Annotated in this window: 15 protein-coding genes; 5 read left to right on the top strand and 10 right to left on the bottom strand. The window is 40.3% G+C overall.

The annotated features are described in order from the left end of the window. Nucleotides 1–183: 183 nt before the first annotated feature. From OWEHO_RS04915 to recR, 3 genes are read right to left on the bottom strand one after another with little or no spacing between them, the layout of a single operon-like run. On the bottom strand, nt 184–2,142 hold the full coding sequence (locus OWEHO_RS04915; protein ID WP_014201365.1) for a glycosyltransferase family 2 protein: 1,959 nt from the start codon (nt 2,140–2,142) through the stop codon (nt 184–186). A gap of 19 nt (nt 2,143–2,161) precedes the next feature. Next, complete coding sequence (locus tag OWEHO_RS04910; protein ID WP_014201364.1) at nt 2,162–3,568, bottom strand: glycosyltransferase family protein; 1,407 nt, start codon at nt 3,566–3,568, stop codon at nt 2,162–2,164. After that, entirely contained in the window at nt 3,565–4,200 is a 636-nt protein-coding gene (gene recR / locus OWEHO_RS04905) for a recombination mediator RecR (protein WP_014201363.1), read from the bottom strand. Before recR ends, OWEHO_RS04910 begins: the two co-directional genes overlap by 4 nt. Nucleotides 4,201–4,436: 236 nt before the next feature. Here recR and OWEHO_RS04900 point away from each other — a divergent pair, with 236 nt between their 5' ends. Then, a complete protein-coding gene (locus OWEHO_RS04900) occupies nt 4,437–5,900 on the top strand; it encodes a sodium:solute symporter (protein WP_014201362.1) in 1,464 nt (487 codons plus the stop codon). Nucleotides 5,901–5,958: 58 nt separating this feature from the next. On the opposite strand, the gene OWEHO_RS17800 is transcribed toward OWEHO_RS04900, so the two are convergent. Then, nucleotides 5,959–9,567 carry a S8 family serine peptidase gene (locus tag OWEHO_RS17800; RefSeq protein ID WP_014201361.1) on the bottom strand — a complete coding sequence of 1,203 codons (3,609 nt, stop codon included), beginning with the start codon at nt 9,565–9,567 and terminating at the stop codon, nt 5,959–5,961. Nucleotides 9,568–9,720: 153 nt separating this feature from the next. On the opposite strand from OWEHO_RS17800, the gene OWEHO_RS04890 reads away from it, so the two are divergent. Beyond that, the gene (locus OWEHO_RS04890) at nt 9,721–12,183 is read left to right on the top strand and encodes a PIG-L family deacetylase (protein WP_014201360.1); all 2,463 of its coding nucleotides are present in this window, start codon (nt 9,721–9,723) and stop codon (nt 12,181–12,183) included. Nucleotides 12,184–12,279: 96 nt separating this feature from the next. Next, nucleotides 12,280–13,986, top strand: a complete 1,707-nt coding sequence (locus OWEHO_RS04885; RefSeq protein WP_014201359.1) for a sodium:solute symporter — start codon at nt 12,280–12,282, stop codon at nt 13,984–13,986. Here the strand turns inward: OWEHO_RS04885 and OWEHO_RS04880 are convergent. From OWEHO_RS04880 to OWEHO_RS04855, 6 genes are all read right to left on the bottom strand, one after another. Beyond that, nucleotides 13,979–14,761 carry a sulfotransferase family protein gene (locus tag OWEHO_RS04880; RefSeq protein WP_014201358.1) on the bottom strand — a complete coding sequence of 261 codons (783 nt, stop codon included), beginning with the start codon at nt 14,759–14,761 and terminating at the stop codon, nt 13,979–13,981. The two genes, OWEHO_RS04885 and OWEHO_RS04880, sit on opposite strands and share 8 nt — an antisense overlap. A gap of 28 nt (nt 14,762–14,789) precedes the next feature. Continuing rightward, on the bottom strand, nt 14,790–15,929 hold the full coding sequence (locus tag OWEHO_RS04875) for an alginate O-acetyltransferase AlgX-related protein (protein ID WP_014201357.1): 1,140 nt from the start codon (nt 15,927–15,929) through the stop codon (nt 14,790–14,792). After that, nucleotides 15,930–17,342 (bottom strand): MBOAT family O-acyltransferase, encoded by a 1,413-nt coding sequence (locus OWEHO_RS04870; RefSeq protein ID WP_014201356.1) that lies wholly within the window; start codon nt 17,340–17,342, stop codon nt 15,930–15,932. 176 nt (nt 17,343–17,518) lie between these two features. After that, nucleotides 17,519–18,484, bottom strand: coding sequence for an L-histidine N(alpha)-methyltransferase (gene egtD, locus OWEHO_RS04865; RefSeq protein ID WP_014201355.1), 966 nt, complete (start codon nt 18,482–18,484; stop codon nt 17,519–17,521). A 113-nt stretch (nt 18,485–18,597) separates the two neighbouring features. Beyond that, nucleotides 18,598–19,743 (bottom strand): ergothioneine biosynthesis protein EgtB, encoded by a 1,146-nt coding sequence (egtB, locus tag OWEHO_RS04860; protein WP_014201354.1) that lies wholly within the window; start codon nt 19,741–19,743, stop codon nt 18,598–18,600. A 161-nt stretch (nt 19,744–19,904) separates the two neighbouring features. Further along, nucleotides 19,905–20,945, bottom strand: coding sequence for an SRPBCC family protein (locus tag OWEHO_RS04855; RefSeq protein WP_014201353.1), 1,041 nt, complete (start codon nt 20,943–20,945; stop codon nt 19,905–19,907). 162 nt (nt 20,946–21,107) lie between these two features. Here OWEHO_RS04855 and guaA point away from each other — a divergent pair, with 162 nt between their 5' ends. Continuing rightward, nucleotides 21,108–22,640: a glutamine-hydrolyzing GMP synthase gene (gene guaA / locus OWEHO_RS04850; RefSeq protein WP_014201352.1), complete on the top strand. Its 1,533-nt coding sequence runs from the start codon at nt 21,108–21,110 to the stop codon at nt 22,638–22,640. Next, on the top strand, nt 22,637–24,928 hold the full coding sequence (locus OWEHO_RS04845) for a PBP1 and LysM peptidoglycan-binding domain-containing protein (RefSeq protein WP_014201351.1): 2,292 nt from the start codon (nt 22,637–22,639) through the stop codon (nt 24,926–24,928). The genes guaA and OWEHO_RS04845 overlap by 4 nt, the downstream gene beginning before the upstream one ends. Nucleotides 24,929–24,940 lie beyond the last annotated feature (12 nt).

Here is a 24,940-nt window from a genome sequence, read left to right as displayed (position 1 = left end):
CTTTAATATCAAACTCTAAATTCTAAAAACTAAACTCGAAACAAATAAGAAAGCTCAAAAAAGTAAATTCAAAAACAGGTCTTATAAGATAAAAGTTAACCCACGTTTTGAGATTTTGGAAGTTCCAAACTCCTTTCGGTTTTAGAGTTTAGTATTTAGAGCTTAGGATTTATGGCTTTTGACTTAGCTTCCTAAATATCTGTAGCCGCTTATCAAAAATTGTAGGTCATTCCACACCTTGTAGTTCTTGGCGTACAGTTGATTAATGTGATTTATAGCCGCATCATTATTTGTGTTTAAACCACTTCCCAAAGTTGTTTTTAGTACAGAATGCCTAAGCTTGGGTAAATGTTCGATGTTAGATTGCGGATCATATCCCACCCAAGTTTTGCGACCGCTTAGTACGGAGAATATATTTTTGAAGAAAGCTCCTTTGTGCTCCACTGCCCAAACTATAAATGGCGAAATGATGAGTAACAAAAGGGCAGCAGTAATATCAAATATGCGCTTGGCTCTTTTATTTGCAGGCTTTGAAATATCATTAAACTGAATGGTGTACCACGAACCTTGGCTGTCAATAGAATTACTTCCAATCACAAACTCACTTTCGGTAGGTGCGATTTTTATTTCCACTTTGAGTGGATTGAGCTCAGCCATCTTTTTGAAAATGTCGTTACCCGAAATGTCTTTAGAGCAAAATATCACTTCATCTATTTGAAAGATGCGGCAGATGTCAGCTAAGTCGACCAATTGGCCAACATACTTTTCATTCTGAATAGGTTCTTTACCAGGAGAAATAAAAGCCAGGTAAGCCAGTCTTCCAGAGGTTTGCTTTATAAGCTGTTCCACTCTGGCAGCTTCATCAGGAGTACCAACTATAAGAATGCGCTTATTTTCCTGCGTTATAGAAATCAATGGAAACTTAAATATTCGCTGTAAAATCAATCGTATTAATGGAATAGAAAAAACCGCCCAAACGGAACCTAGCAAAATGATAGCTCGGGAGAATCTATAATCTTCAGGCACCAAGCTGTAGCCTACCAAAATTGCAACACTACCTATTAAAATACCTTTCAAGAGATTGATGATGCGAGTTGGCTTTTCATAACCACCGCTCACAAATATTCCAACAATCCACGCTAGGGCGTAAAGTGGGAATGCCGTCCAAATCAATTCAGAAGAATATTCACCACCCACAATAAAGCGGTGATTGTGCTCCCAGTACTCCTTTATATAATAGAGTCCCGCCAAAAATACCCCAGCATCTAAAGTAGGTAGGGCTAAAGCCGAAATAATTCTTTTAAAAACCGATAAACCAGCACGAAGGTAAATGGCCAGCGTAATCATGAAATTAAACATGGTAGCATAGGTGCCGCTAAAGTGCTTTTTGGCAAAAATGGCCATGGCCTTGTAAAACACATATACATAGTTGAGGCTACCTTTTTTGGTACTCTCACCTTTGTAGTGAATAATGCTCGTATCTGCCAGGTAGTAATTTTTGTAACCCGCTTTTACAATGCGGTAGGAGAGGTCAATATCTTCCCCGTACATAAAGAAATCTTCGTCTAGCAGTCCGGATTTGTCCAGCGCTTCTTTGCGCATAAACATATAGGCTCCGGCCAAAATTTCTATTTCGTGGTTTTCATCTTTGTCCAAATGCCCCATGTGGTAGCGGGCATACTTTGGTGATTTTGGAAGCAATGAAGAAAGTCCAAATATTTTATAAAAACTTACCCAAGGGGTTGGTAGTCCGCGTTTGCTTTCTGGCAAAAAGTTTCCTTTGCCGTCAATCATTTTTACGCCAAGTGCACCTGCATCCTTATGCTCGTCCATAAAGCGTATGCTTTCGCGGAATGTATTTTCTTCAACAACAGTGTCTGGATTCAGCAAAAGAATATACTCGCCTTTGGAAATGCGCATCGCCTGATTGTTGGCTTTGGAAAAGCCTACATTGTCTTTGTTGGCAATCACTTTTACATGTGGAAACTTTTGCTGCACCATCTCCACACTCTTGTCGGCAGAGGCATTGTCTACCATAAAGATTTCGCCATCAATACCTTGCATGGCAATATCTACCGAGCGCAGGCATTGCTCAAGGAAGTACTTTACGTTGTAATTTACTATTACGATGGATAGTTTCATGCAGTGTTGAGGGCAGCTATTATTCCTTATTCGTTTCGGGTAGCCAAGGCTTTCCTAAAGAGTCCGCAAGATAATGAGAGTTTATTTGCGCGTTGGCCTCATTTATCTCCGGAAGGTAAAAAATGGCTTTTCCGCTTTTGTGCGCGTTTCTCACTTCATCTTCAGTAGCGTAATAATCAACTTCTACATTGCTGGGATATTGTTGCTTAAGGTCGATTTGTGGCCAGTACCACCCTGCAATCACATAGGTAGGAGCGCTTTGCTTTTTTGCCCAAGCATTAAATTCTTCTACAAATTGAATTTTGGTATTTCTCTTTCTAATATCAATAATGGCGGGCCCTTGAATAGGGTCAAAAAATAGAGACTTGTCGTTTCCTTCAAACCTTAAACCTAACGGGCTGGGCGGTGCGCCACGGTACGGGTTGTAATAATCAAAGCCAAAAAAGAAGCATGAAGCGATGGAAACTATAGCTAGAGAAATCGCTTGCTTTCGGTTCATTAGCACTCCCAAATACATCAATAGAAATGGCAAAAAGGGTATGAAAAACTCAGACTTAAAAGGCAGCCTTAAAAATACCACCAGTTGCATGGCAAATATTAGCAACAGCGAAATATAAAAACCGCGTGGCATACGGCTGTAGTAGCTGTGAAGTGTCCAAAAGCTAAAGGGCTTGCGGATATTTGTGAAAAAGAAATATGCGAAAAATAATAGCAGAGGAATGCCGTAAACACCCACGCTCATTTTGTACAATACTTTAATGGTGCTGGGGTAGGGCGGTTTATGAAAATCTAAAAAGCCCATCCCATATTGAAGCAAGGGTGGCGAAAAAGCTATTGCAGCAACTAACAAGGAGGTGAGTCCCATCCTTAAAACAAACTTTAAACTATGTGTACGTGTGAAGATGATAATAGCCCACGGGAGTATAAAGCCTAGGTGGGAAATTCGAATGCCAGTGGCAAGACCAATAAAAATTCCGGCTAGCCAATATTTTCCCCTAAGGAGCTGATAGAGCGAAATGAGGATAAAGAGCAGGCCGAAATTGTAGTCTATGGTGTAAGTGCCAGCAATAAAAAATACAGGGATAAAGCTAAAAGCTACGCTTAATGCCAGCGTGTTTAGCAGATTCAGCTTGTTGCAAATTTTATAAAAATACACCACCGAGAGACTGCTCACCAATACACTCAACAAATTGAAAAGCCAATATGAATGATTGATGGGCCATAGGCCGGCAAGGAGCAATTCATAAAGTGGATGCCCGGGAAGGCGGGAAACCTCATAAATTCCTGTTTCCCAAATTTGTTTGGCATTTTGTGCTTGCGCCCATGCGTCTTCTTCACGACCGTACCCCGCATTTATAAAGGGCAATCGTGCCAACACATTTGCTGCAAATAGCAGTATTATTTCTCTTCGGGAACCGCTTTTCAAGCTCGCGAATTTTGATTTTGAGTAATGGAATTTTCGTAGGGCACGCGGTTGGTGATGCTTCGTGCCAAAGTTACTTCATCAGCATATTCCAGCTGGTCGCCAACGGCAATACCGCGTGCTATGGCAGATAGTTTGATGTCAAAACCTGCCAGTTTTTTATATAGATAAAAAGTTGTGGTTTCGCCTTCCATGGTGGTGCCCAATCCAAAGATGATTTCCTTGGGAGTGCTTTGTTCCACTCGGTTTATCAAACTTCCAATATTCAGCTCAGCCGGGCCAATGCCTTCCATGGGGCTGATTACACCGCCAAGAACGTGATATAATCCTCGATACTGACCGGTATTTTCAATGGCCATTACATCGCGCACATCTTCTACCACACAAATGAGTTCATCATTTCGGGTAGGGTTGGCGCATATTTCACAAATATTGTGATCAGAAAGGTTACCACATTTTTGACATTCATTCACCTTGCTTTTTAAGGCAAGCAATGCTTCAGAAAGTGAGCCTACAGCTTCTTTGTCCTGGCGTAATAAATGTAGCGCCAGTCGCAAGGCTGTTTTCTTTCCTATCCCCGGAAGGTTAGAAATTTCGTCTACCGCTTTTTCTAAATATTTAGAAGAAAAGTTCATGAGTGCAAGATAAAGTTCAAAGATAGGTACACAATAGGAGATGAAAAGCTTTTTTATTTTTTGCCGCTGAGGGAGGAACTTTTCCAAAGTTTCAAACTTTGGAAAAGTCTAAGAGTGAGTTTGAAACTCTTAACTGATTTTTCATAAGGTTATAAAACCTCCTCTGTGAGCAAAAATGAAAGCGGACTCGTTTAGCATCTCCAAAAATTACTCTTATTTGTGAAAAATTAGAACACATGAGTCCCATCTTTATCATTACGCTGGTTGCTTGTTATTTTCTTTTGCTCATCGGGGTTTCTTACCTCACAGGCCGCAAGGATGACAATGATTCCTTCTTTTTGGGTAATCGCCAAAGTCCTTGGTATGTGGTGGCTTTTGGTATGGTGGGGGCTTCCTTGAGCGGGGTTACTTTTATCTCCGTTCCTGGTTGGGTAGAAGGGAGCCAGTTTAGCTACATGCAAGTAGTGCTGGGCTATGTGCTGGGTTATGCGGTGATTATCAAAGTGCTTTTGCCGCTTTATTATCGTTTGCAGCTCACTTCAATTTATACCTATCTCGACCAGCGTTTTGGGCCTTCATCCTACAAAACAGGCTCTGTTTTCTTTTTGATTTCCAGAATTATCGGGGCGTCCTTTCGTCTTTACTTGGTAGCAATAGTTCTGCAATATGCGGTGTTTGATGCTTTAGAAGTTCCCTTCTGGGTAACCGTGATGGTAACGATTTTGTTAATCTGGGTGTACACGTTTAGGAGCGGAATAAAAACCATCATTTGGACAGACACTTTGCAAACCACCTTTATGCTGGTGGCGGTAATTATTACTGTTGTTCTCATTAAGAAAAGCTTGATTCCTGATGGCAATTTGATAGAGTACGTGAGCAATTCGGATATGTCACGGATTTTCTTTTTTGATGAATGGAAAACGGAAAATGCTTTTTGGAAGCAATTCCTCTCGGGGATGTTTATCACCATTGTGATGACAGGACTAGATCAGGACATGATGCAGAAAAATCTAAGCTGCCGAAGCTTGAAGGATGCGCAGAAGAACATGTTTTGGCTCAGCATCATTTTGGTGTTTGTAAACCTGATTTTCCTTTCTCTGGGGGTTTTACTTTACGACTATGCTGATGCTAATGGAATTGCTGAAACAGGCGATAAGCTATACTCTGCTGTGGCCCTTAGCGGAGATTTGGGAGTTGTGGTTGGCGTACTGTTTATACTTGGTCTTATTGCTGCTGCATATAGTAGTGCCGATTCTGCACTTACCGCACTTACCACTTCCTTTTGTGTAGATATTTTAGGAATTCAAAATAAAGAGGCTAAGGCAGGAAAGAGGATTAGAAAGCAAGTGCACATCATGTTCTCCGTTATTTTACTTTTGGTGATTCTGGCTTTTAAATACACGGTAGATGAAAGTGTGATCAAAGAGCTTTTTGTAGCTGCCGGTTACACTTACGGACCATTGCTTGGTATGTATGCTTTTGGACTTTTTACTAAATGGAATGTAAAAGACAGGTGGGTGCCGGTAATTGCGATTATCTCTCCAATTTTGAGTTACATCCTTAAGGATAATTCAGAGGCTTGGTTTGGTTATAAATTTGGTTTTGAGCTACTATTGGTAAATGGACTGTTTACTTTGATAGGACTTTGGTTATTGAGAAGAAAACCTGGAGAGCAACCCGAAATTGAAGTGAGTCCTTAAAACAAAAGCGCCCCGCAGTACTACGGGGCGCTTTCTATTTGTAAAAATAGCTAAAAGGCTATTGCTTAATCATACTTAGGTTTTGCGAACCTGCATCAGTAGTCACAGTAACTATGTAAGCTCCTTTTGGCAAGTGGCTTAAGTTTAGTGTAAACTCTTTCTGATTGTTTGCGTCTGCGCTGTTCGTGAAAACTTGCTTCCCTGTAATAGAATTTACAGTGAAGCTTACTTTACCATTTTGGTTCTCTTCAAGCGAAACAGTGAATACGCCTGTTGTTGGATTTGGATAAAGGGCAAGGTTTCCAAGTGGACTTTCTTCTAAGCCAATTCCAGAGGCTTGTACAGAGAAATTATCAATTGCAAGGTCAGATCTAAATCCATCACCCGTTTTTCCGCGTAAGCGAATCACTACTTTTTCGCCTAGGTATGGAGCAAGATCTATGTTAGCTACATTCCAGTTCACACCTTGATCACCCGAGAAGGTAGGAATTACATTTAGAATAAGTTCATCCTGCGAAATTATATCCACATCAAGTTTACCCATTTGAGCTCCACTCATGTGATACTCAAAAGATGCCATGGCGCTCTGAATATTTGCTGATGTAAGATCGATACAAGGGGAAAGTAATAGGGCTTCATTGCTATCGCAACTTCCTGAAGCTTCTAGGTAAAGGTAGTTTCCGGTGCTGGTTCCAGGATTAGCATCTATAGAGGGGCCAGTACCCGAAGATGGTGTGCCTCCATTATCCACTCGCCAATCTATATCATCAACATCAATATTTTTGGCATTTTCCCACCCAGCACTTAAATTACATTCTCCTAAAGAACAATTGGAAGTAGTAGCACAGGGGCCAAATGATTCAAAATCCTGAACATAAGGGGCTGTAATGGTTGTTCCCGGAAGCAGAATCACAACTTCACTAATGCTGTCATTGAATTTGTTTTGATCGGCAGCTAAATTTACCCAAATACTAATGTAATAGTTCGATCCACCTACGATTCCGGCATTACTTGTAAAAGAATAATCAAGACTTCCACCAACGGGTATGGTATCTGTTATATTATCAGTAACCACAGCGCTGTTGTTAATTTTATAGCTCACATCAAAATTGTAAACCTCACTGGCACCAGTATTTTCTAACCTTACCTTTATTGGAGTATTGTCATAATCAAAGCAATCTGTAGTAACCCCTGAGGGTGGAGAAAGCATTTGGCTTACTTCAATATCAAAGTTTAGATTACAATTAATAAGGCCTGTTGGTTTTTCCACAGCATAGGCTCTTCGTCCTGGTACACTGTCAAGTACTGCGGCTACACTATACCAATTGCTTACACTTGGGTTGTTGTTGCCAAATGTGAGAGAGTTGGTTGTGGTGTAACCAATGCTATCCATGTATTTACTTCCAAGCTCATATACAATGTATCCCGTAGCGTTTGGTACAGCAGTCCATGCTATGGTAGCAGAGTCAGGACATTGCTTAGGGAAGTTTATGCTTGCAGGAGTGCCTATAATACTGAATGTACCTGGCGATTCAGAAACTTGAGTTCCGCGAGTTACTCTCACCTTGGCTTCGTTGGTCACGATATTTGGTACCGCCCAAAAGAAATAGGAACCATTAGCGCTTACGTTGTTTATTAATGACCATGTGTTTCCATTATCAGTAGAATATTCTACTGTAAAACTTCCGGTTCCTTCTGAAGCATCCCAACGAATAAACTCAGTTTCAAATGGAACAAAACCTTCGCCACCAAGAGGGTAGGTAAGCTCTACTTCATCCATTACAAATTCATATACAATAAAGAATTTTTGACCATTAGATGGCAAGTTGAAAGCATCTACATCTACACTAATGTTTCCTGAACTAGGATTAGAAATCACAATCTGCTCAATATTATTCAGGCTATCACGTGCTTCTACAGCATTGGCATTTAGCGTAGTGGCATTTGGATTAGGATTCAAAACCAATGGTTGGTAATTATTACTTCCTTGGCTTGCGCTTAAGTCCAAATCATTAACCAGCACCTTAGCCGCAGTAAGTGAGGCAGCAGGATCTGGCCAAATAAGCATAATCTTTACTTCTTTTACGGTTCCCGTAGATGGCATATTAATAGTAAATGACTTGGTAGTTCCAGTACTACTATCGCTTATAAATGTTTGAGCATCTATGACATTATAAGCTCTGCGTGCGTTTATTCGGCCAAAACCAAATTTAAAATCGGGGCCAGGATTACCTAAATCATCAGCCGTATTTAGAGCTATACCTTTTAGCAAGCTAGAATGAGGATCACCACCTACTTTATCTCGGTAAGCTTCATGGAGGGTTGCTAAAGTGCCTGATACACCAGGGCAAGACATTGAGGTTCCTGTTTTGCTGGTATAGGAATTTGGAGCAGGTAAGTCAGTGGTGCTGTAAACCGAAGTTCCAACGGCCGAAATATCCGGTTTTATTCTTCCATCTTCAGAAGGGCCACGACTGCTACTGGTCGCTAAAACATCTGTGCGAGTAAGGTTGGCTACAGTAACTACATTCTTGGCAATTTTATGCCCTCCAGTAATATTTCCCCAAACTGAGCCAGCTCCATAACCACAGTCCTGAGTTCCACTATTTCCAGCAGAAAAGACATGAAGGACGGTATTGTGATCATCCATATCTAAATCCATTTGGCGCGTAAAGCCAGTATAGCCCGCATTGCAACCATTACTATAGGATGATGAAGTAATACGAACACCATGTGTATTAAAATCCTGATCTACATTATTTAGGTTATCAGGATAATCCTGATAATAAATTTCAGCTCCTGGAGCCATTCCTCGTCCTTTCGGATCAAGGTTTCCTGCTCCAAAAATAGTTCCCGCTACGTGATCACCATGATCACCAGTCGAGGGAGGTGAGTTTTGGGTTAAGCGGCCTGTGTAGTCTATATGGTCGCCAAGTGCGCCATCATCACCGTGCCCTACAGTTACACCTGTTCCATCATAATTTGGAGCTCCATTGTATGATGCTTGTAAAGTATTTACTCGGTGATCAGTCCTGGCCGTAGAGTTTTCAATTTGTCCCGGGTCCTCCATTTCTTGTAGATAACTCACAAAAGGAAAAGCCGCAATTTGTGCAGCATTTTCCGGCTTCATGCTTATCGCAAAAAAGTTAAGCTCCGGCTTGGTGTCAATAATTTCTAGTCCTTCATTTTGAATAAGCTGACTTGCCATTTGTGGATCAATATCTGCGTAAGTCTGAATCCAAACTTTGATTTGCTTATTATCAATCCAAGCCCAATCGGGGATATCACTTTTAAATAGGCGGGGAGAAAGTTTCCACTCAGCTTGCCACTTGGCTACCCGAGATTTTTTTTCAGTTAAAAGAGCTTCAAAACTATTTATTGAAGAAGCATTGATACTTACCAGGAAAGCATTATGTGGTAAATATTCAAGCACTTCAAAACTTTCGTTTTTCATCTTAAGCTTAAAGTACTTCTGATTGCTTTCCTGAACAATACGGTAAATTTTACCATCCACAACTTCGTCAGGGGTGAAATGTAAATCATCCGTTCCTGACTGAATATGTATTGTGTGATTTTTGAGGTAAAGCGCTGGTGCGGTGCTTTGAGCCTGCGAATTAGAACAAAATAAAGTTATGCCTAGTGAAAGGCCAAGTAGCAATCTTTTCATATTTAGGGATTTAGAAAGGGCTAAATTTAATGATACATTATCAAAAAATTGTCAATCCATTAAGTTTCTTCTCATAGGAAAAGTCTATGTGAGCGCTTTTGATCTTTTTGTGACCTTCGCGGGATTACTATTTTTGGCGTTCAAATTATTTTTATGAAAAAGCTTTCCCTGTTTATATTCCTTATTAGTGTTGGTTTTGCCTTTGGGCAAAAAGATCTTTCTGGAGGTGAAATTTTGCATGAGCTAAAAAAGCTGCAAAACCCTACACGAGTGCTTTACCTGGCAGCTCATCCTGATGATGAAAATACCAGAATGATATCGTGGCTGGACAATGGAAAAGGCGTTCGTACAGCTTACCTATCGCTTACTCGCGGAGATGGTGGCCAGAATTTAATTGGTACCGAACTGGGAAATAAATTGGGAGTTCTTCGCTCACAAGAGCTAATGCAAGCTCGAAAAACGGATGGTGGCGAACAATTTTTCAGTAGAGCAATAGATTTTGGCTATAGTAAAACCGCTGACGAAACCATGGAGAAATGGGGTGAAGAAGAAATACTTTCAGACGTGGTGTGGGTTATTCGCACCTATCGTCCGGATGTGATTATCACCCGCTTTCCACCAGATAGCAGAGGAGGACATGGACATCACACCGCATCTGCAATGCTTGGAATAGAAGCATTTAAAATTGCAGGTGATCCTAAAAGCTTCCCTGAACAATTAGAATTTGTAGAGCCTTGGCAGCCAAAGCGTATCTATTGGAATGCCTCCAATTGGTGGAATAAAGATCTGGATAAAATTGCAGCTACTGATGACAATTATGTAACTGTAGATGTGGGAGGTTATAATGCGTTGCTTGGCGCTTCTTATAATGAAATAGCTTCTTATAGCCGAACTCAGCACAAGAGTCAAGGATTTGGGGTTTCGGTGGCACGCGGAAGTACTATAGAATATCTTCAATACTTAGAAGGAGATAAGGCGGATGGAGATATTTTTAGTGGTATCAACCAAACCTGGGAGCGCTATGATTTTAAAACTGGAGATAAAAAGTTGGCAAGTATTTTAGAAAACTATGATGTAACCAACCCTAGCGCAAGTCTTCCAGCTTTGTTTGAGCTTTTAGCTGAAGCGGACAAAATAAACGATGCCTCCCAAAAGGAATACTTCAAAAAGCAGCTCAATGAAATTATTGTTGCCTCACTGGGGTGGCATGCGGAATTATTGAGTGATGATTTATACCTAACACCTGGAGAGGATGTTAGTTGGACCTTGGAAGCAATCAATCGTTCAGCTCAAGAAGTAAGGTTGAAATCGCTGGACTATGAAGGTCAAAAAACGGATTTGAGTGAAGCTTTATCAGCAAATGAAAATTGGAGCAAGGAGATTAATGTAAAAGTTGCAGAGGAGATCTCTCAGCCTTACTGGCTGAATAATCCCGGGCAAAATTTATTTACAATAAATGATCAAAAGTTGAGAGGTAAGGCCGAATACAAGCCTTTGCCTCAGGCAAGACTTACGGTAGATATTGATGGCCATTCTTATGATTTGACCTTACCAATTTTAAACAAACATTCAGATAGAGTGGAAGGTGAAATTATTGAACCTGTGTTTGTAGTGCCGCAAATTGTGGTAACGCCAAATTTGGAGAACATGATTTTTGTGAATGATGAGCCGCAACAACTGGTATTAGGGGTTCGCACTTTTGGTAAAGAAGTGAAGAGTCTTCAAATAATTGCTCAATCATGGAATGTGGAGCCATCAGAAATAAAGTTGGATACTGAAGGGGGAGACTTTCAGAATGTGGTACTTACTGTTTCACCCACAGATAAAAGCGCTAATGACGCACTGAGAATACAGATAAATGGAGAAGGCGAGGCACTTAACCTTACCGAAATAAAATACAGCCACATAGATGATCGCGTGGTATTTGAACCAGCTCAGGTAAATCTTATAAAAGTTGACCTAAAAAAGGATGGAGATCTTATTGGATACATTCCCGGAGCTGGAGACAAAGTAGCTGAAGCTATTGAGTTAATGGGTTATAAAGTGGAAACGCTGACGAAAGATGAAATCATGATGAATGATCTTTCAAAATACAAAAGTATTGTTGCAGGAATTAGAGCTTATAACACGCAAGAGTGGTTGCCTTTGGCTAAAGACAAACTGATGAATTATGTGCAGAATGGAGGAAATTACATTGTGCAGTACAACACTTCTTCTCGCGACTTACTGAGTGATGATATCGGCCCATACCCATTCGAAATTAGCAGAGATAGAGTTACTGAAGAAGATGCCAAGGTGGAGTTTACAAGAGCTAAAAACCCAGTGCTGAACTCTCCAAACAAGCTTACGGACAAGGACTTTGAAAACTGGGTACAAGAACGGGGTTTGTATTTTTCCAATAAATGGGATGATAAGTACGAAACACCAATTGGCTGGCATGATAAGGGTGAGCCAATGCGTGAAGGTGGCTTGCTGATTGGTAATTACGGTAAAGGTGCATTTATGTACACGGGAATTTCCTTTTTTAGAGAGTTGCCGGCAGGAGTTCCCGGAGCATATCGACTTTTGGCCAACTTATTGAGTTACCAAAATAAAGCCGATAATGAGCAGCAATAAAATCTTTAAAAGTTGGAAACAACTCTATGCCTTTGTACTAATTTTTCTGGTATTACAGCTCATTGTCTTTTATTTCATCACCTCACATTATAGCGCATGAGTATTTTAGATTGGGTAGTGCTTTTTGGTACCCTGCTTGCCATAGTGGGATTTGGTGTATGGAAAACCCGCCAAAATCAAACGGTGGATGATTACCTGCGTGGAGGCAATGAGATGCGCTGGTTTACCATCGGGCTTTCGGTGATGGCCACACAGGCTAGTGCCATTACTTTTCTTAGTGCGCCTGGGCTTGGGTACGAAAAAGGCCTTCGCTTTGTTCAATTTTACTTTGGTCTACCACTGGCCCTGATTATCATTTCGGCCTTCATTATTCCTATCTATTACAGGCTCAAGGTTTACACAGCTTATGAATATTTAGAAAACCGATTTGATATAAAAACACGCTTGTTGGCGGCCTTTCTTTTCTTGGTGCAGCGCGGCTTAGCGGCTGGTCTCACCATTTTTGCGCCAGCAATTATTCTCTCCACGCTTTTAGGTTGGAACCTAAATTTCACAAACGTTTTTGTTGGAGTATTGGTGATCATCTACACCGTAAGCGGTGGAACCAAAGCGGTGAGCCTCACTCAGAAATGGCAAATGGGTGTTATCCTTTTGGGGATGGGTGTTGCCTTTGGGATTTTGATTTATAAAATTGGAGGTTTTGTAGAAATGGGCTCCGCCATGAACCTTGCAGGCTCGGTAGGTAGGCTAGAAGTTTTGGATTTTGACTTTAACCTAAACGAACGATACACGGTATGGAGCGGCCTCACGGGAGGTTTGTTTTTGGCGCTTTCCTATTTTGGCACCGACCAAAGCCAGGTGCAGCGTTACCTTACCGGTAAAAATATTAAGGAAAGCCGATTGGGCTTGATGTTCAACGCGATCATCAAAATCCCGATGCAGTTTTTTATCCTCTTCACCGGAGTGCTGGTTTTTGTGTTTTATCTATACGTGCAGCCGCCAGTTTTCTTTAACAAAACAGCCATTGAAAACATACGTGGCAGTGAGTACAAAGAGAAACTGGAAGACCTGGAAACAAAGTACGATGCTCATTTTGTAGAGCTTCAAACGGTGCGTGACAATTTTGTGGAAAACGATGCTGACCCACGGGCCAAAGAGCAGTTTAGAGAAGTGGTGGCTCGTGATGGAGAAATCCGTGATGAAGTGAAGAGTTTATTGCTAGAAGCTAATCCTGATTTTAAAGTAAAAGATACCAATTATGTGTTCCTCACTTTCGTGATGGATTACCTCCCAATAGGCGTGGTGGGACTTATAATCGCCCTTATTTTCTCAGCGGCAATGTCTTCTACGGCTGGTGAATTAAATGCCTTGGCAACCACTACTTCCGTAGATTTTTACCGTAGGCTTTTTAATAGAGAAGCTTCTGAAAAGCACCAAGTGTGGATGTCAAAAATACTGACGGTACTGTGGGGCTGTCTAGCCATAGGATTTGCCCTAACTGCAACCTTGTTTGACAACCTTATTGAAATGGTGAATGTGCTCGGTTCGCTATTTTATGGGACTATTCTAGGCATTTTTGTGGTAGCCTTCTTTATCAAAAAAGTAAAAGGAAATGCGGTGTTTTATAGTGCACTTATTGCCGAAGCTTTTGTTTTACTCATTCACTTTGGTAGAGTGTACGAGATTCCATTTTTTGTAAAATATGAAGTGGAATACCTATGGTACAATGTGATTGGTTGTGTGGCGGTAGTGGTGCTTAGTTTGCTTTTTACCTTGGCTGCCGGTTTTAAGAAATCTACTTAACCAACCCAAACACTTTTTTAAACTTAATATAAGTAGGGTTGAGCTGCTGGAAATAGCTATTCATTCGCTGAAACTGTGGAAGCTTTTTCACTAAATCAAGATTGGCTTGCCTTTGTTTTTCAAAGATCTGAAGGCCGAGCTTATAAAGCTCGATGTCGTATTTCAAAATTTCTTCAAGTTCCTGAATGACTTCGGGGCTGGGATAAGGTTCCTTTTTCTTGGTCTTGCCATCATTCATGCGGGTGTAGTAAAGCGTTTTCCAGTTTAGAGCTTTGGCCATCATTAGTAAAGAAAGGTCAAACTCTTCGGTAATTCCTACTACTTCAAATTGGTTAAGGTTGGCTTTTGCAGTTTCTAAAATTACCTGTAAATCTGTGTCGTGCTTGGTGATACCTGAAATAAAGCGGGATTGTAAATTATTACCATAAGGGCCTTTTGCAAAGTCAATAATGCTTTGTGATTCTTTTGGTAAAAACTCAAACTTCTCCGGAAAATCTTTGGTGTATTGATAATGCGAAATCACATGGTCAATAGGGTTTCGCAAATAGGTGAAGTAATATGCTGGCCTATTTGAAAACCTGTGAATACCATATCTGAAATGTCCCATTACGGTTTGAAGTTCTGGGCGGTTTTCAAATCCCTTTTGCTGCTTTTCAAGAGTATAAATCAACTCTAGAGCACCAATTGCTTTATGTTGCCTTCGTGCCAAATACTGCAAGCTCATGCCTGCAGTTTTGGGAATGTGCATTATGTAGTTCAAATGGGATTTTTTCATGTGACTCTTTAAACTATCATTGGGTGGTTTATTGACGCAAAAGAACGTCAATATCTCTTTCTACAATTTCATAAATCACAAGGTCTGGCTTTTCTTCTAGTATTAAATCTTTGTCAAAATCATGAAATCGAATAAATAAAGATTCCCCAAAGGTTTCTGCAATTGGTTGTATTAGGGCTTTTGCAAATGAATCTCTAAAAACAAGAACCTTAAATGACTTATCAGGACAAGAATATCGATGCTCATACTTTTCTGCCGGACCTTTGTGCTTTGCAGGGATAGGCAGCTTGTTGTCAATTTGTATGGCACAAGGGTTATTCATTTTCAAGAAAGGTTGATGCTCTATAGTCTCTATAGCAAGCATTCTGGTCAGGTCTTCTTGATTAACTGTATCGTCCACTATGGTAAAGTCCTTTGGGCCAATTGGTTCTACTGTAGGGAATTGGGTACTTATCTTATCCATAAGGGCTGTATAGCCATAATAACCGCCAAGATCATTCCAGTGAGAGCCAGTTTTATCATATAATTTTTGATTAAGATGATCTTTTAAATTCTCAGATAAATCAACAAAATTGATTTTCGTTTTGGAAAGCATCTCTTTGACTTGGCTTAACTTAGTTTGCAAATTGCCTTGTGCTATGGGAAGAAACTGACCATAAATAGTGTGTTTATTTGGCGCAACGGCTACATAATATTCTATGTTATACTGCTTAAGCCAGCGAGCATTATTTTCCATATTTTCTTTTATGCGGCTGAGTTCTTTTTGGCTAAAGTTGGAAATACCTTTTGATTCTGCTATCACATTGGAATATAGATTCCCTAAAAAGTACCACCCTTCATTTCCTTTAACTACTTTTTGAGGAATGGGGTTGGTATGAAAAACTTTAGTCTGTAGCTGGTAGTAGGTTGTGAACAATATTGGTTTGAACGCAAAGTGATCATTATAATAAGCGTCAAAATCTTCAAAATACTTACCTAATTCTGCAGATAAGTTTTGAGCGTTTTGTAAAGTGCCTTTAGATTCTTTGGAAGTCCACCCAAATTGTGGTTTGGGGGTTAGTCTTCGGTTTTCAGTATTTTCAAATTCAGGCCTTATTCCAAATATGAAAAGTATAAATGGAATAGTTAAGATGGCAATGAAGCCTAATATGACAAGTTTTTTTTCCATCTAAAATTTAAAGTAGATAAATGGATTGTAAGTGCCCGCACCTAAGTAGATAATGGTGGTTATGAACAAAAGAAGTAATGCGATTGGTCTAAACCATGAGAGCTTTTTTCGAGTAAAGAATTTTTCAGCTTTAGGATAAAATGGTGTGGAGAAAAGCACTGCAAAAAACACCGCAAAGAGGGTATGTAGATTTATGTGAAAGAAGCTTAAATAGCTACTTAAAGCAGAATTTCCTGAAGTATATATAAACATGGTTTTAACATATGTCAAAGCTTCAGAAAGTGTTTCGGCTCTAAAAAATACCCAACCTACAATTACTATCACAAGAGTGTATAATCTTTGTAAAATAACAGGAATTTTGGATAAGCTTTTCCCAAACCCCATTCGTTCTATTATCATAAAAAAGCCATGGAATAATCCCCAAATCACAAAGTTCCAGCTGGCACCATGCCATAGCCCCGTTACAAAAAACACAATAAGCAGATTAATGTAAGTATGCACATTTCCTTTTCGGTTTCCACCTAATGAAATGTAAACGTAATCTCTAAACCATGTGGAAAGTGATATATGCCATCTGCGCCAAAATTCCCTAATGCTTTTTGAGATATAGGGGTAATTAAAGTTTTCAGGAAAATCAAAACCAAGCATTTTACCCAGACCAATAGCCATATCAGAATATCCAGAAAAGTCAAAATAAATTTGAAAGGTATACGCCAAAATTCCTAGCCAGGCATAAGGAGTAGAAAGATCCTGTAGGTTTTGCTTAAAAATATCATCAGCAATGGCTGCAAATGAATTTGCGATAAGCACCTTTTTGGCTAAGCCAATAATAAATCGTTCGCAGCCATCGGCAAATTTGTCACTACTAATAATTCGCAAATTGAGCTGATGGCTAATATCAGAATATCTTACAATGGGCCCAGCTACAAGTTGCGGAAACAGGCACACATAAGTGGCAAAGTTTAGTAGGTTGTTGTCAGCTTTTACATTTCCACGATATACGTCTATGGTATAAGACATAGTTTGAAAAGTGAAAAAACTAATTCCAATGGGCAATGCTACTCCGGCAACATCAGGGATTACCCCTTCAGCAAACCCTAAGAACTGAGCAATACGAGAAAGGTTATCAAAGGTGAAATCGAGGTATTTGAAATAGCCAAGTATAGCAAGGTTGAAAATCAAGGATATGGTAAGTCCTATCTTTCGGTAACCATAATGTATGATGCGGCCACAATAAAAGTCTGTAAGTGCTGAAAGTAAAAGTAGTATTACCAATCTGCCTTCTCCCCAGCTGTAAAATATTAAGCTAAAAACTAGAAGTACAACATTCCGAAGTTTTTTAGGCGCCAAAAAATACACCGCAAAAACCAGTGGTAAAAAGAGAAATAGGAAAATAGGACTGCTAAATACCATTCTCTAAAAGCATAAGTTACAAGCCCTAGCTACATCCTGTGTTACTCTAGTGGTATAAGCGTGAATATTACTGATAAGAAAAAATGGAGACATACTTGCTCGTGCTTTTAGATAATCTATAGAGCTACGGGCAAATATACTTTTTGCAATGATAAATAAAAGGTAGGGGTACCTTGTTACACCTTATTCCACAAGCTATCTACAAAATAATCGCGACTATCGGTAAAATGTTGGCTCACTTCAAATCCTGTTTTGCCGGCCAGGTCTTCAATTTCATCTAATCTGTACTTCCGTGAAATCTCCATGTGTACCGGCTCAGAATCTCTAAAAGAGTAGGTGTGACCAGTAGCTTCAATGGTTACATCTTGTTTTTTACAACTCATCAAATAACTCCTGCATTCGCCCGTAAAAGGATCATAAGTAGGGAAGTGGTCCCAATCTTCAATTACAAAGTTTGCCCCCAATTCGCGGTTCATTCTCTTTAGTAGATTTAGGTTGAATGAGCGTGTAATACCAGTGGGGTCATTGTATGCTTCAAGAATGGTGTGTGGGTCTTTTTTTAAATCTATGCCACTCAAAAGTTTGTCACCCGGGCGCATCACTTTATTTAGTTTCTCAAAAAACGATTGTGCTCTTTCTGGTGTGAAGTTGCCAATGTTACTTCCCAAAAATAAAATCACCTTAGGTGAATCGTCCAATTCGTTTAGCCTTTCAAGAGCTTCAAAATACTCATAGTTGAGGTTGGTAACTTTTAGTTGTGGAAAACGATCGTTGAGGTCAGTTTTTAGGGTCATCAACACATCTCCAGAAATGTCAACAGGAAAGTATTCAAAGTTGGCTTCTTGTTTTAAAAAATGCTCAAGTAGGATTTTGGTTTTATATCCATCTCCAGCGCCAAGTTCTACCAAGTTAAATTTAGAACCCGGATTAATAGCTGAAAGTATTTGATCTTTCTGTTGATTGAAAATCTCAAACTCGCATTTGGTAAGATAGTATTCGGGCATGGCCATTATCTGCTGAAAAATTTTGTCGCCCGTAGCATCATAAAAGTATCGTGATGACAAAAACTTTTGCGGAGCAGACAATCCTTCGTGCACATCTTTGGCAAATTGACTGGTCATTTTATGTTTGGTGGTATCCATATCGCTGAGTGGTAGACAGGTTAATGTTGTTTTTGATTTTTGGTAAAGGAGTCAATAAAATAGTGATGGCTAGGTAAGGTAGATGACATATTAGTTTTCATAAATAAGCTCGTTTACTTTACCAATCTTAGGCCTGTAAATTGCCAGCGCAGGTGCGGGTGAAAAAAGTTACGGTACGTTTTTCGGCTATGATGTGGCGAGGTGGCTACTGAACTTCCGCGCAATACCATTTGGCCTACCATAAACTTACCATTGTATTCGCCCACGGCACCTTCAGCTTTGCTAAAACCTGGGTAGGGTAGATAGGCCGAATCCGTCCATTCCCAGCGCTGTCCCCAATCAAATTGGTCAGAAGCAATTTCCCATTCGGCTTCAGTGGGTAATCGCATTCCAGCCCATTCCGCGTAAGCGTAAGCTTCGTAGTATGAAATGTGAGCAACAGGCTCGTCAGGGTTTACTTCTTCCAATCCTGCCAAAGAAAAGCGATGCCATTTACCATCAATATTTTCCCAATATAATGGAGCTTCAATGTGCTCATCATTTACCCAGCCCCAGCCTTCGGAGTGCCAGTATTTAAAATTTTGATAGCCTCCTTCTTCTATGAATTTCAGCCAGTCACCATTGGTCACCAGCTTACTCGAAATCTCAAAGTGGTTGAGGTAAACCCGATGAGCATTCAATTCATTGTCAAAACAAAAGTGTTCGCTGTCATGACCAATTTTATATAGCCCGGGCTCTACCTCCAACCAGGTTTGGTGCGGTTCAGTTTCGCTTTCGCTAAAATGTGAATCGTAAACAGGATGAAAGGGCTGAACTCCCAAAATATATTTGAAGTCGGTAAGAAATAATTCTTGATGCTGTTGCTCATGATTTAGCCCAAGCTCTAAAAGTTTCAAAGCTTCAGCAGGAGGGTTCTCATCAAAGAATTGCTCCATCTGAACATCTACATATTTTCGGTATTCATATACACGCTCCAGCGGAGGGCGTGTCATAGTGCCACGCATATCTCGCAGCAATCGCTTACCTACAGATTCGTAATAAGAGTTAAAGAGGAAATTGAAATTAGGGTCGAATACCTCATAGTTCTGCTTAAACTTAGCGAGTATAAATGTTTCAAAAAACCAGGTGGTATGCCCCAAATGCCACTTGGGTGGGCTTACATCTGTAATGGGTTGCGAAAGGTGGTCTTCTACCGAAAGGGGACTCATAAGCTTTTCGGTATGCTGCCTTATATTATTAAATCTTTCGAAAAGTGTCAAAATAGGATTCTTGTTGATTGTTGAATTTTGAAAAGGATAAACGCCAAAAGAGATTTGAAGGTTTACGCTAAGAGGCGAAAAAGGTAAGATTACCTATGTCCATAAACAACAAAAGCCCTCTGAAAACAGAGGGCTTTTGTAAGATTTAACAATTCCTTTATTTATTCAGCAGTAGCTGTGCTGCTTTGCATTACCGGATAGTAAATTTCAGTAACCCACTTAGCGGTATCAGGCTCGGTGCCTGGATCAGTTACGTAAGATTCCCATGGAGAACCTGCCATTTCATAATTGTTGTTGCCAACATATTCATACAGAGCCATGTGTAAATCTCCGGTTTTGTCATATGCACCAAGGTGAACACCTTTTACAACAGTACCAGCGTAAGTATTTCCTTTTTTGATGCGGTCGTTTCCTGGTTTGGTAGAGGTTGTAGCAATAGCTACTTCCACTTTTGCCATTTTGTTTTCTTCGTCCCATACATGGTAAATAGCAAATGGAGCGCTAAGAGTATTCTTCATGTCTTCTCCCAAATAGGTAGCTAAAGCACCATAGCGCTCAGCAAAAAAGTCTGAACCCATATCAGCCCAGCTTACTTCGTCAGTAATTCCGTAGTACGGCATAGATTCTACCTGAGTAACTGAAATATCGGCTGCAGGGGAAGCCTCTTTCTTGGGCATGTTTTCAGAAACGGATTTAAGGTTATCAAGCCCCTCTTCAAATTGTGCTCCAAGCATATCGTCCATAAATACGCCCCATACTCTACTGAAGAAGTCAAACTCGGTATGAAAACCCCAGGTAACTTTTGTTCTTGAATCCTCCACAGGTTCAAAGTTCCAGTAACCTTCAGAACCACCCATTCCTTCAAATTCCATCGTGTAAACGATTTCTTCGTTGGGCACCACCGTGGTGTTAGTGTATTTTCCTGATCCCATGTTTCCATCAGTGCTGCTCCATGTGTAATATGCACCTTCACCGGTTACTACATCAGAATATTCGTATTCGGCAGTAGTATCAATTTTATACCAAGGGCTCCATTTTGGCCATTCAGTAAGGGTGTTTACTTCTGTAAATACTACTTCGGGTTCAGCATCAATTACTGCTGTTCTTTCCATGTCGTATTCAGTGGGTAGTGTTGCCATCCAGATGCAGTACCCCCCAAAGAGGACAGCAATGATGATTAGAATAACTTTTAGTGCTTTCATTTTAATAGCGATTTTTGATGTTTAGATTGTCTCAAAAGTAATAATATTCCTGAATGCTTGATTATAAAAGGTTTTCCGTTGGTTAGGAATTTTAATAAAATGTTAAAAATCAAAGTAGCCTGAGTAATCGGTAGCTTCAAAAAACGATTTACCTTTGCGCCCATGCAAGAAATGATCCTGATTTTAGACTGCGGATCGCAATACACGCAGCTTATTGCGCGCAGAGTTCGTGAGTTGAATATATACTGCGAAATCCATCCGTATAACAATGCACCAAAACTTACCCCTGCTATGAAAGGGGTAATCATTAGCGGAAGCCCTGCTTCGGTGCGTGATGATGATTCTCCAAAATTGGAGCTTGAAGAAATCAAAGGTAAACTGCCACTACTTGGTGTGTGCTATGGTGCACAGTACATGGTGCAGGCTTTTGGTGGAAAAGTGGAAGCTTCTGATTCGCGTGAGTATGGTCGTGCCAATTTGAAGTTTATTGATGAGCAATCGCCATTGATGACGGGTATGCCAATGGGCTCACAGGTTTGGATGAGCCACGGAGATACCATTAAGCAAATGCCGGAAGGTTATAAGCTTATTGCCAGCACTGCAGATGTGGAAGCGGCAGCATATAAAATTGAAGGCGAAACTACTTATGGTATTCAGTTTCACCCGGAGGTATACCACAGTAAGGATGGTCTTAAACTATTAGAAAACTTTACCGTTGGCATTTGCGGGTGTGTACAGGATTGGACACCTATTTCTTTTGTAGAAGATACAATTGAGAAGATGCGCAAAAAGCTAGGTAAAGATCATGTAGTGCTTGGGCTTAGTGGTGGTGTAGATAGCACCGTTACCGCTGTATTGCTTTCAGAAGCTATTGGTGATAGGTTGCATTGCATCTTTGTAAATAATGGTGTGCTTCGCAAAGACGAATTTGAAAATGTATTGGAGCAGTATAAGGAGATGGGCCTTAATATTAAAGGTGTTGATTCTTCTGATCGTTTCTTGAATGCACTTGAAGGAATAGCAGACCCTGAAATAAAGAGAAAAACTATTGGCCGAAAATTCATTGAGGTATTTGATGATGAGGCTTCATTGATCACCAATGTAGAGTGGTTGGCACAAGGAACTATTTATCCTGATGTGATAGAATCTGTTTCTGTAAACGGTGGACCTTCTGCTACTATTAAGTCACACCACAATGTGGGCGGACTTCCTGACTTTATGAAATTACAGGTAGTGGAGCCTATGAAATCCTTATTTAAGGATGAGGTAAGACGTGTAGGTAAAGCATTAGGCATTGATGATGAGCTTTTGGGCCGACACCCTTTCCCGGGCCCGGGATTGGCCATTCGTATTATTGGAGAAATTACCAAGGAGAAAGTACGAGTGCTCCAGGAGGTAGATCATATTTTTATACAAGGCCTAAAAGACCACGGGTTATATGATGATGTATGGCAGGCAGGAGCAATGTTGCTACCCGTGCAATCAGTTGGGGTGATGGGAGATGAACGAACTTATGAGAATGTAGTAGCGTTACGCGCAGTAGAGTCTACCGATGGTATGACAGCTGATTGGGTACATTTACCGTATGAATTTTTGGCAGAGATATCCAATAAAATAATAAACCGCGTTAAAGGTGTAAACAGAGTGGTGTATGACATTAGCTCTAAGCCACCAGCTACAATAGAATGGGAATGATCAGAAGTTTTTTGTTTATAGTTTTTTTATCGCTAATAAGTATTGGCAGCTTTGCTCAATCGGATAAGTATATTTTTCACGATGTAGTAGAAGGGGATACCAAGTACAGCATCAGTAAGGAGTATCACATTAGCATAGAAGATCTCGAAAAATTCAATCCCGAAATAAAAAGTGGCTTACGCCTAAATACCAAGCTTCTTATTCCAAAGGAGCTGATGAAGAAGAACGAAGAGCCCGCACCGACAAAAACCGTTGGTCCGGGCTTTACCTCGTATACCGTAAAAGCCGGGCAAACCTTGTATTCGATAGCTAAAGAATACGGAGTGAGTGTGGCCGATATTCGCAAGAATAATCCCCAATTGGCAGATGGCCTTAAAGCTGGAATGATACTCAATATTCCCCCAAAGGCTGCTACACCAAAGGAAACAACTCAAAAGAAAGATACAGGTGATAAAACCCATACTGTACAGCCTGGAGAAACTTTATACTCTTTGGCTATTCAGTACCATGTAGGCATTGCCGATATTAAAAAGCTAAACCCTGAACTGGAGCAAGATGGATTGAAAGTAGGTATGGTTATCAAAATTCCGGAACCTCGCGAAGAAGTAAAGGATGAGATAGCCCAACAACAAGCTCAGAAAGCGTACTACATTCATGTAGTTAAGAAAACTGAAACGGCTTATTCCATCAGTCGTCAGTATGAGCTTTCTTTAGATAGTTTATACCTAATAAACCCTACTGCAAAGGAAGGTTTGCAAATAGGGCAGGAGCTTAATATTCCTGGAAACAGGGCACCAAAAGAAACGATTGTTGAAAAACCAGCAGAAAGGTTAAACTCTGATGAAGGAAAAGAAATAGCCTCAGTAAACGATAGTTCGTCACAAAAGGGTGAAGATGAAAACTACTTCTTGTACAAAGTAAAAAGTGGAGATTCTTTTTACTCCCTAAAAAGCCGTTACAATGTAAGTCAGGAGGAACTGGAGAAATTAAATCCAGAAATTAAGCGCGGGCTTGAAGTAGATAAGTACATTATTATTCCACAAAATGGAAAGGCAGAAGATGTAAAATGGCTGGACAAACTTTTTGCAAAAGAGACAAAAACTACACCTATTGAAGCACCAAGCGATAATAAGAAATTCAGAAAAGACAGCCTGAATACGGGTGGAGAGGTGATTACGCAAGTGCCTGAAGTGAAGTTTGAGGATACACTTATGGTGAATACCAGTAAAACTTATAAGGTGGGATTGATGCTTCCATTTAATGTGGTGAGTGATACAGTTGTTCAAAATTCATCTGCTATTGAAGGTACTCAAAAAGTGTCTCTTGATTTTTACAATGGATTGCTGATGGCGGCCGATACTTTGGCCAAGCAGGGAATGAATTTGGATTTGAATGTGTATGACACTAAGAACAGTTTGTTCCATTTACAGGAAAAGAGCAAGGAATATCGCCAGAAGAATTTTGATATGGTGATTGGGCCATTATTTCACAAAAACGTGGAATACATAGCTGATGATTTGCGTAAGCAAAATGTACCGGTAATTAGTCCATTGAGTAAATCTGTGGATGTAGCTGGCAGACCAAACCTTATAAAGTGTAACCCGGGAAATGCGGCAGCCGGGCAGGTAATAGCGGATATGCTAAATACTGAATACGCTAAGGCACGTGTAATATTTGCTTACAGTAGCTCGGAAGCAGAAAGCGTGCAGCAAGTAAGGGCAAGACTTTTACCAAGAGCGGATAGTAATAGAATTGACGATATTACTTTTACTAAAGAGTTGATAGAGCGCAACGTACTGAAGGATATGATGGCACCGGGTAAGCAGAATGTGGTGATTATCTTTTCAGAAGATCAGGTGTTTCTAAGCGATCTTATTAGCAATCTTCGCTTGATGCGCTCTTATGACATCGCTGTGATTGGGCCTTCTAAGTTGCTGAAAATACAGACATTGGAGATGGACTATTTGAATAAGCTAAACCTTAGCATGCCTGATGCCAACTACATTGATTACAATGATCCCAAGACAATTAGTTTTATAAAAGATTACCGAGAGAAATATAAGGCTGAGCCTTCGCAATTCGCTTTTCAGGGATATGATGTAGGTATGTACTTTTTGCAAAAGCTATGGAAAAACGGAAAATACATGATGTACCATTTGGATGATGAGCAGCCGATGCTGGGCACAGGTTTCAAAATCACCAAAGACGCAAAAGGGGGCTATCAAAACGACTTTATGTACCTCACCGGAGTGCGAGACCTCACATTGGTGAAACTGGAGAAAAAGTAAGTAAAAGCTTTA

It is taken from the genome of Owenweeksia hongkongensis DSM 17368 (assembly GCF_000236705.1).
Classification (GTDB): Bacteria; Bacteroidota; Bacteroidia; order Flavobacteriales; family Schleiferiaceae; genus Owenweeksia; species Owenweeksia hongkongensis.
Note: the sequence above shows the minus strand (reverse complement) of the source record. Positions and strands in the feature narration are given on the sequence as shown.

Excerpts from the sequence above, each read along its gene's own strand:
- OWEHO_RS04900 (WP_014201362.1), top strand. The coding sequence starts at position 4,437 with ATGAGTCCCATCTTTATCATTACGCTGGTTGCTTGTTATTTTCTTTTG.
- OWEHO_RS04870 (WP_014201356.1), bottom strand. The coding sequence starts at position 17,342 with ATGGTATTTAGCAGTCCTATTTTCCTATTTCTCTTTTTACCACTGGTT.
- OWEHO_RS04845 (WP_014201351.1), top strand. The coding sequence starts at position 22,637 with ATGATCAGAAGTTTTTTGTTTATAGTTTTTTTATCGCTAATAAGTATT.
- OWEHO_RS17800 (WP_014201361.1), bottom strand. The coding sequence starts at position 9,567 with ATGAAAAGATTGCTACTTGGCCTTTCACTAGGCATAACTTTATTTTGT.
- guaA (WP_014201352.1), top strand. The coding sequence starts at position 21,108 with ATGCAAGAAATGATCCTGATTTTAGACTGCGGATCGCAATACACGCAG.
- OWEHO_RS04875 (WP_014201357.1), bottom strand. The coding sequence starts at position 15,929 with ATGGAAAAAAAACTTGTCATATTAGGCTTCATTGCCATCTTAACTATT.
- OWEHO_RS04885 (WP_014201359.1), top strand. The coding sequence starts at position 12,280 with ATGAGTATTTTAGATTGGGTAGTGCTTTTTGGTACCCTGCTTGCCATA.
- OWEHO_RS04880 (WP_014201358.1), bottom strand. The coding sequence starts at position 14,761 with ATGAAAAAATCCCATTTGAACTACATAATGCACATTCCCAAAACTGCA.
- egtD (WP_014201355.1), bottom strand. The coding sequence starts at position 18,484 with ATGGATACCACCAAACATAAAATGACCAGTCAATTTGCCAAAGATGTG.
- OWEHO_RS04890 (WP_014201360.1), top strand. The coding sequence starts at position 9,721 with ATGAAAAAGCTTTCCCTGTTTATATTCCTTATTAGTGTTGGTTTTGCC.
- OWEHO_RS04855 (WP_014201353.1), bottom strand. The coding sequence starts at position 20,945 with ATGAAAGCACTAAAAGTTATTCTAATCATCATTGCTGTCCTCTTTGGG.
- OWEHO_RS04915 (WP_014201365.1), bottom strand. The coding sequence starts at position 2,142 with ATGAAACTATCCATCGTAATAGTAAATTACAACGTAAAGTACTTCCTT.
- recR (WP_014201363.1), bottom strand. The coding sequence starts at position 4,200 with ATGAACTTTTCTTCTAAATATTTAGAAAAAGCGGTAGACGAAATTTCT.